General features: G+C 68.1%; 6 protein-coding genes. 1 reads left to right on the plus strand and 5 read right to left on the minus strand.

The features are described from left to right. The first annotated feature begins 71 nt into the window (after window positions 1-71). The gene (locus HG543_RS49465; protein ID WP_169351957.1) at window positions 72-1,388 is read left to right on the plus strand and encodes an aspartate kinase; all 1,317 of its coding nucleotides are present in this window, start codon (window positions 72-74) and stop codon (window positions 1,386-1,388) included. Between the two features lie 66 nt (window positions 1,389-1,454). On the opposite strand, the gene HG543_RS49470 is transcribed toward HG543_RS49465, so the two are convergent. The 5 genes from HG543_RS49470 to HG543_RS49490 form a co-directional block, all read right to left on the minus strand. After that, complete coding sequence (locus HG543_RS49470; protein WP_246357859.1) at window positions 1,455-3,044, minus strand: multicopper oxidase family protein; 1,590 nt, start codon at window positions 3,042-3,044, stop codon at window positions 1,455-1,457. Between the two features lie 302 nt (window positions 3,045-3,346). Then, entirely contained in the window at window positions 3,347-4,519 is a 1,173-nt protein-coding gene (locus HG543_RS49475; protein WP_169351959.1) for an Ig-like domain-containing protein, read from the minus strand. A 267-nt stretch (window positions 4,520-4,786) separates the two neighbouring features. Beyond that, entirely contained in the window at window positions 4,787-6,232 is a 1,446-nt protein-coding gene (locus tag HG543_RS49480) for an RCC1 domain-containing protein (RefSeq protein WP_169351960.1), read from the minus strand. A 216-nt stretch (window positions 6,233-6,448) separates the two neighbouring features. Continuing rightward, window positions 6,449-6,874: a septal ring lytic transglycosylase RlpA family protein gene (locus HG543_RS49485; protein ID WP_169351961.1), complete on the minus strand. Its 426-nt coding sequence runs from the start codon at window positions 6,872-6,874 to the stop codon at window positions 6,449-6,451. Window positions 6,875-6,899: 25 nt separating this feature from the next. Continuing rightward, window positions 6,900-7,565, minus strand: a 666-nt coding sequence (locus HG543_RS49490; protein WP_169351962.1) for a chitinase, incomplete at its 5' end; no start/stop codon positions are given.

Below are 7,565 nucleotides of genomic sequence, written 5' to 3' on the forward strand. Positions count from 1 at the left end.
CGCCCCTCCTGGTCCTCCGTTCCCGCGTCGGCCCACGCCCGGTGGTCCCCGGTGGTGGAAGAGGTGGTGAAATGAAGCCCACGGTGATGCGACCGCCCCCGGGGGGAGGGGCATTCCAGGAGCCGCGGCGTCCCCTGCTCGTCAAGAAGTTCGGCGGCACGTCGGTGGCGAGCATCGAGCGCATCCGGAAGGTCGCCCGCCTGGCGGTGGAGAGCCAGCGGGCCGGCAACGACGTGGTGGTGGTGGTCAGCGCCATGGCCGGCGAGACGGACCGCCTGTTGAAGCTGGCACATCAGGTCCTTCCGCTGCCGGACTCCCGGGAGCTGGATGTGCTCGCGTCGACGGGAGAGCAGGTCTCGGTGGCGCTGACCGCCCTGGCCATCCAGGCGGAAGGCGGGCAGGCGTTCTCGCTGCTGGGGTACCAGCTCCCGGTGGTCACCGACAGCGCCTTCACCCGGGCCCGCATCCAGTGGGTGGAGAAGAGCCCCATCCGCAAGGCCCTCCACCGGGGGCAGATCGCCGTGGTCGCCGGGTTCCAGGGGGTGGACCCCGAGAACAACATCACCACCCTGGGGCGCGGCGGTTCGGACACCACGGCGGTGGCGGTGGCGGCCGCGCTGAAGGCGGATGTCTGTGAAATCTACACGGACGTGGACGGTGTCTACACGGCGGACCCGCGTGTCTGTCCTTCCGGCCGGAAGTTGAGGGCTGTTCCCTACGAAGAGATGCTCGAGCTGGCTTCCCTGGGGGCCAAGGTCCTCCAGGTGCGCAGTGTGGAGATTGCCATGAAATACGAGGTGCCCATCCACGTCCGCAGCTCCTTCTCGGAGGAGGAGGGAACCTGGATCCTCCCCCGGGACCAGGTGCTCGAGGCCCGGAGGTTGGCGGGGCTGGCCTGCGAGCGGGGGCAGGCCCGGGTCGAGCTGCTGGGGGTGGAGTGCAGCCCGGAGCAGATGACGGAGGTGACGGACCTGCTGGCCGAGCAGAACGTGAGCGTGGACATGCTCTGCCATGCCCGCTGCGCGCCGGGAAGCACCCGGGCGGACATCGCCTTCACCCTGCCGGAGGGAGACCTGCTCCGCACCCGGCAGAGCCTGGAGCAGCTCTCGGACAGGCTGGGAGCCCGTGAGCTGCGGGTGTCCAACAGCCTGACCAAGGTCTCCCTGGTGGGCATCGGCCTCCGCTCCGACCCGGGAATCGCGGCCCGCCTGTGCCGCAACCTGAGCCAGCAGGGCATCCCCGTGTCGGGCCTGGTGGTGAACGAGCTGCGAATCAGCTGCCTGTTGGATGCGGGCCTGGCGGACCGGGCCGTCCGCATCCTGCATGACACCTTCGAGCTCGCCGGCGAGGTGCCCGCAGAGCCCCTCACCTCCAGCGCTCCGGCTTGAGCGCCGGACAGCCGTGGACCCCGCCTCGGACCGCCAGCCCCACGTGCTGGCGGTCCGGGGCCGGACTCAGTGCGGGTGATGTCCACCCGAGTCGGGCATCACGATTTCCTGCAGCTCCATCATCCCCAGGTCCTCGTGGTCCTGGATGTGGCAGTGCATCACGAACTTTCCGATGTAGCGTCTGTAGCGGGTGCGCAGGCGGAAGGTCTGGCTCGGCGGCACGAAGATGGTGTCCTTCCAGATGTCCTTCCCATCCCCCAGCATCACCTGGAAGGGATTGACGTGGATGTGGAAGGGATGACCCTGGAATTGTGACGAGGTGACGTGCCACTCGTCCACCGCCTCCAGCGTCAGCTTGCGTGGAGGGGCGTGCGGGTCGTACGGCTTTCCGTTGATGAGGAACCTGGGCGGAACGACACTGAAGTCGATGTCGAAGACGACGTGCTGCATGCCGGTCACCTCTTCGTCCTTGATGGGCGCGTAGGGCACCAGCTTCGAGAGCTGCCTCGCGTCGGGGAGCGGCATCGAGACGGGGCTCCTGCCCTGCACCACGACGCGGGCCAGGACCTTGCGCGTCTCCGGCTGGCCATTCAGCGAGCGGTCCGCGGGGCTCGCCTCGTCCACCAGCAGATAGGTCTGGGGAGTCCTGTCGGCCCTCACCATGAGGTCCACCCGGTAGCCGGGGAACATCTCCGTCTCCTGGACTTCGTCGATGCGGCCGGTGGTGATTCCGTCGTGGGCAATCTGGTACTGCGGCAGCACGACTTCCGGATTGGATTCGCGCACGAGCCTGAGCCGGAGCGTCTCCATGGTGCCCGCATGGAGGAATCTCCAGCGCTGCACCTCGCCCGCCTTCAGCTTGAGGGTGGGCATGAACTCCCCGTTGATGAGCGTCCTCCGGCCGGACTGCTCCCAGCGCCCCGGGATGAACACCTGGAAGCTCTCCACCATGTTGGCCTGCTTGCCCGGCTCATAGGGGTCATCGACCAGGGAGTAGGGAATCTGCTGGAAGACGAAGATCTTCTCCTGGGCGGCCTTGATGGCGGGCACCTCGTCGATGTCGCCGCGGACAATCAACGCGCCGGCCATGCCGCTGGAGACCTGCATGGCCGTCGAGCCGTGTTTGTGGGGGTGATACCAGTGGGTCCCCGCGGGGTGGTCGGCGGGAATCTTGACCTCGAACTCGAACTTCCGCTGGGGCCCGATGGCGATCAGCACGTTGTCCGAGTTGCCCGCGGGCGACACATGCAACCCGTGGGTATGGAGGTTGGTGGTGTTGAAGCCGTGGGGGATGTTGGGGTCCGGAGGAGGCGGCTGTATCTCCGGCGGGAGCTGGTTGTCCATCTGGATATGGAGGTTGTCTCCCGGCCACACCTCGATGGTCGGCCCGACGAGCTTGCCATTGTAGGAGCGGAGCTTCACGACATCCCACTCCTTGCACTTGCCCTGCTCCTCGAGCCGGCAGATGCGGTTGGTGGCGTACTTGACCACCAGCGCCTGGTAGACGTCACGGCTCGGCTGTGGCCACGGCCAGGGGGGTGATTCAGGTTCGGCGCTGGCGGCCGGCCCCACCAGCAATCCAGTACCGAGCAGCAGCAGTGGCAGCCGGCGCCGCTGTCCATCCATGATTCGCTTGCGATTGAGCCCCACCTTCATTGCCTGCTTTCTCCCCATGAGACTTCGACCACGTGAGGGAGGCGCAGAGTAAGGACGTGCGCGGAGCCGGCATCCGGCTGAAGGGCAGGTTCATTCCGTACCAGACGGCCCGTCCGTGCTGGAGCGAAACATCCCCATCGCGGGTGCCCTGGAGCTGATGAATGATTGCCCGTGGGAGTGGGAATGCGGTGGGAGCCGTCTCACCCCTGGAACAGGGGTGTAACGGCCCTGCACGGCACTGGATGATACCCCTGTCCCGTGGGCCCCGCTTCCGGCGGCGCCCAGGGCATCCAGGGTGCGGCCTACTCGGCCACGTTCACCGAATAATCCAGCTCGGACGTATTGCCGGCCGCGTCCGTGGCGGAGATGAGCACGCTGTTCCAGCCCCTGTTCACCAGGTCCACGGTGTGGGTGATGGTCCCCGTGCCGCTCTCCACGCTGGAGCTCTGCACCCACTGCGTGGTCACCTGCGTGGGCGTCGCGTCCTGCACGTGGGTGGTGACGTCCACCACGGGGCTGGCGCACACCGCGTCCTGCGCGGGGGCCAGGACGGAGAGGACCGGCGGCGTGAGGTCCACCGTCACCGTCTTCTGCTGCAGGGTGGCGCGGCCGTGCTCGTCCGTGGCCGTCACGCGGATGTCGTGGGTGCCCTCGGGCAGGTTCATCCAGGTGACCGCGTAGCCACCGCTCTCATCCGGCGACAGCCGGATGGGGGCGCCGTCGTTGATGGTGAGGCTCACGTTGGCCAGGGACACGCCCTCCTCGGTCGCGCGCGTCCAGGCGCAAATCTTCTGCAGGGAGCGGTTGGAGTAGCGGGGCATGTTGCACATGGTCAGCTCCGGAGGAGCGCCCATCACCAGCTCCACGGGGCGACCATTGAGCTGGACCCACGCTTCACGCATGTTGTTGTGGATGCAGCAGTCATCCACCTGGGTGACGACCACCCGGTTCACCTCGCCCGCACGCACGTAGGCCCCCAGGTTCGCGGTGCCCCACTCGTTGTGGTACACGTAGCTGCCAGGGATGACGATTCCGTTCGGGTAGCTGGAATTGTAGATGGACACCCGCGAGCCGTCGTCCATGCCGTCGAAGACGATGGTGAAGTCCGTCACGACGAAGTCGGCCGGAATGCGCACGAACGACTGGAAATAGGTGAAGTCGCCGTAGGCCATGCAGGTGACCGGCGCGCTACACACGTTCGACGGATAGACGAGAAAGTCGATGATCTCCCCATCCGGCGCGGGGCCCCAGGCCGGGTCTCCCACGGGAGGGATTGTGGCCACGTCGTACTCGCACGGGTCTCCATTGCGTGACGGCGTGCAGGAGAACGGCACCAGGCCCAGCGGATTGCTCTCCGTGATTTCCAGACCGTGGTGCATCTGCCACGGCGTGCGGGACTGGGCGGAAGCGGGGGCGCCATAGACAACAGCGGAGAGCGCCGTTGCGGCCAGGACGGAAGCGAGATGTCTGTTCATTGAGGGGGGACGTCCGTGAGGGGATTGCACTTCTGCCGCACACAGGCTGCGGAGATGTAAAAATTAGCAATCCGCGATCCCCGAATTTAAGGAGCGCAGGGTGCGTGTCCTCTCTGCACCCCGTCTGGGGCGGACACGACTCGGAAGGGGTGGGCCTTGCCCTGCGGTGGATGTCTGTCTTTGTCGCCGAGATGCGCCCCTTGTAAGGCCCATCCGCCCGCGGAGTGGGCCCGGCGCACGGGCCGTCCCAGCAGGCGGGTGTCCTTCTCAGGGCGCCGGTGGCGGGCAGTCGTCCCACTTCCGCGGAGGTTTCGGGTCCCCGGCCATCCGCGTCGCGTGCACCCATTGCGCGCTCAGGTCGATACGCTCCTTGTCACCGAGCTCGCCGGGCTGGTCGCCTCGGGCCTCCATGCTCCCCACGCCGAGCTGGCCACTGTCGTTCCTGCCCCAGCACTTCACCGTGGCGTTGTCGAGCAGGGCGCAGGTGTGCTCCGCCCCTGCCGCCAGCGCGATGGCGGTACGGCCCTTCCCCAGGTCCACGGCGGGGAGCGCGTCGCCCAGCTCGCCGGGCGTATCCCCTCGCGTGTCGGTGTCTCCGAGGCCGAGCTGTCCGTGGGCATTCCGTCCCCAGCACTTCACCGTGCCCCGGTCGAGCAGGGCACACGTGTGCGCCTCCCCCGCCGCCACGGCGACAGCGGTGCGGCCCTTCCCGAGCGGGACTGCGGGCAGGTGCTCGCCCAGCTCCCCTGGCCGTTTCCCACGGTCCTCCCGGCCCTGCGCCGTGGCGGCGCCCAGCTGGCCCGCGCGGTGGTCGCCCCAGCACTTCACCGCGCCCGTGTCGAGCACGGCGCACGTGTGCCGGCCTCCCGCGCTCAGCGCGACGGCGGTGCGCCCCCTTCCCAAGTCCACGGAGGGGAGTGCATCGCCCAGCTGGCCGGGCTCATATCCCCGGAACCCCAGGGCGCCCAGGCCCAGCTGGCCGTGGTCGTTGTTGCCCCAGCACTTCACCGCGCCCGTGTCGAGCACGGCGCAGGTGTGCTCGTGACCGACGGCGAGGAGGACCGCCGTGCGGCCCTTTCCCAGGGGGACGGACGGCAGGCGCTCTCCCATCTCCTGGGGAGCGTCCCCATGGGCCTGGATGTCCCCGAGCCCGAGCTGTCCGGAGTGATTGGCGCCCCAGCACTTCACCGCGCCCGTGTCGAGCAGCGCGCAGGTGTGCCTCCTGGCCGCCGCGATGAACCGGGCGGTGCGCCCGGGGCCCAGGTCGACTCCGAGCAACGCCGTGCCGAGGTCCTCGGCCTGGGTCCGCGCGCACGTGTCTCCGGTGCCGAGCTGTCCCCAGGCGTTCATGCCCCAGCACTTCACCGCGCCCTTCTCGAGCAGCGCGCAGGTGTGGCCGGCGCCGGCGGCGACCTGGATGGGAAGCAGACCGGGCCCCAGGTCCACCGGTGGGCCGAGGCGCTCATCCGGCTTCCTGCCTCGGAAGCGGGTGTCCCCCGTTCCCAGCTCCCCGGACATGTTCTCGCCCCAGCAGAGCAGGTCGCCGCCCGTGAAGATGGCGCAGGAGTGGGAGTAGCCCGCGGCCAGCCGCGCCGGCCTGGAGGGTGAAGGCAGCGGCGCACGAGGCCGGGAGGCCTTTCCGGCGGCGGGGGCGGGAGGTGCCCACGTCAGGAGGGACAGGGAGAGCAGGGCCGCCAGACGCGCAGGGTGCATGTGGCCGGAGAATCCGCGGCGCGAGCCCCGGGGTCAACGGCCGGTCCCGAGGCGGGAGGAGGCTGAAGCTCGAGGCCTCGACAGGGTGCCACCTCGATGGACCGGGCGGCCCATTCGATTGGGCTGCACACGCACCTGTGGATTGCAAAGCATCGGGTCGGTACGACCAGGGAAGCTGGAAACCCCTTCCCTGGTCGCGGGATTCACACCGCTCCCTCAGTAGAGAATCTCGTACTGCACGGGGATGACACCCAGGTCGGGATTGGCGAGCTGCAAGAACGCCCCGTAGGTGAGGTCCAGGCAGACGGCGCCGCCAAAGCCCCCACGGTCATTGATGGTGACAATGACAGACCTGCCCTGATAGCTCACCTTGACCCGGGTGCCGAACGGCAGGGAGTTGTGCGCGGCCCTGAGCGCCCACCGGCTGAAGGGCTCACCGCTGGCGGTGGGCCAGCCCTCTGGGATTTCGCCCTCCGCGCCGTACCAGGTCGCGTTGCAGGCGGCCAGGGACGTTTCCCCAGCGGCCTCGAGGGGGGTGGCCTCGGAGGCATTGGCGGAAGGTGACACCAGGACTCCCATCAGGCCGAGGAAGCCCATGACGGTCGCGGCAATGGCGGTTCGATGAACGAGGTTCTTGTTCATGCGCATCTCCTGTTCGTCGGGCGGCTCAGCAGCCGGTGTTACCGCCAGGGCTCACGCCGAGCCTGTTCGTGAAGTCGAGATAGTTGTTCACGCGGCTCTGCACCTGGGCGGGATTGCCTCCATTGCACTCCAGCGCCCCGTTGATGGCGCGGATGGTGCAGCCGAAGCCCTGGTTGTTGACGATGCAGCCGTGCGGCGTGCTGGTGGAGCCCTGCGCGCCGGTCTGGGTCATCCAGAACCAGAGCGCCGTGCCCCAGGAGATGGACGCATCCCGCGCAACCAGCTCCGGCTCGTTCAACAGCCGCACTCCGAGCCCGAGCCCCTTGCTGGCCTGGCAGTAGTTGCCGCTCCACGAGAGCTGGATGGGGCCACGCCCGAAGTACATCTTTCCCGGAGGGCAGTAGTTGCAGTCCGGATCGCCGCTCCAGTTCTGACACATGACCTGCTTGTTGATTTCCTCGATGTGCACGAGGAAGCCAGTCTCATGAGCGACGTTGGCGAGGAAGGCCGCCACCTCGCGCTTGCGCGTGTCGGTGTCACCCGCGGCGGCGAACTGGGGGAACTTCGCCGCCGCATTCAGCAGGCCGCTGTAGGTGTAGAACGGATTGCGGTAGGGGAACATCGCGTTGAAGGTGGCCTCGCTGAGGATGGCGCTCAGCCCGTTTCCGCCGCCACCCCCACCGCTGTCTCT

It is taken from the genome of Pyxidicoccus fallax, assembly GCF_012933655.1.
Classification (GTDB): Bacteria; Myxococcota; Myxococcia; order Myxococcales; family Myxococcaceae; genus Myxococcus; species Myxococcus fallax.

Bases quoted from the DNA above. Each gene is read 5' to 3' on its own strand.
- HG543_RS49465 (WP_169351957.1), top strand. From the start codon at position 72: ATGAAGCCCACGGTGATGCGACCGCCCCCGGGGGGAGGGGCATTCCAG.
- HG543_RS49470 (WP_246357859.1), bottom strand. From the start codon at position 3,044: ATGAAGGTGGGGCTCAATCGCAAGCGAATCATGGATGGACAGCGGCGC.
- HG543_RS49475 (WP_169351959.1), bottom strand. From the start codon at position 4,519: ATGAACAGACATCTCGCTTCCGTCCTGGCCGCAACGGCGCTCTCCGCT.
- HG543_RS49480 (WP_169351960.1), bottom strand. From the start codon at position 6,232: ATGCACCCTGCGCGTCTGGCGGCCCTGCTCTCCCTGTCCCTCCTGACG.
- HG543_RS49485 (WP_169351961.1), bottom strand. From the start codon at position 6,874: ATGAACAAGAACCTCGTTCATCGAACCGCCATTGCCGCGACCGTCATG.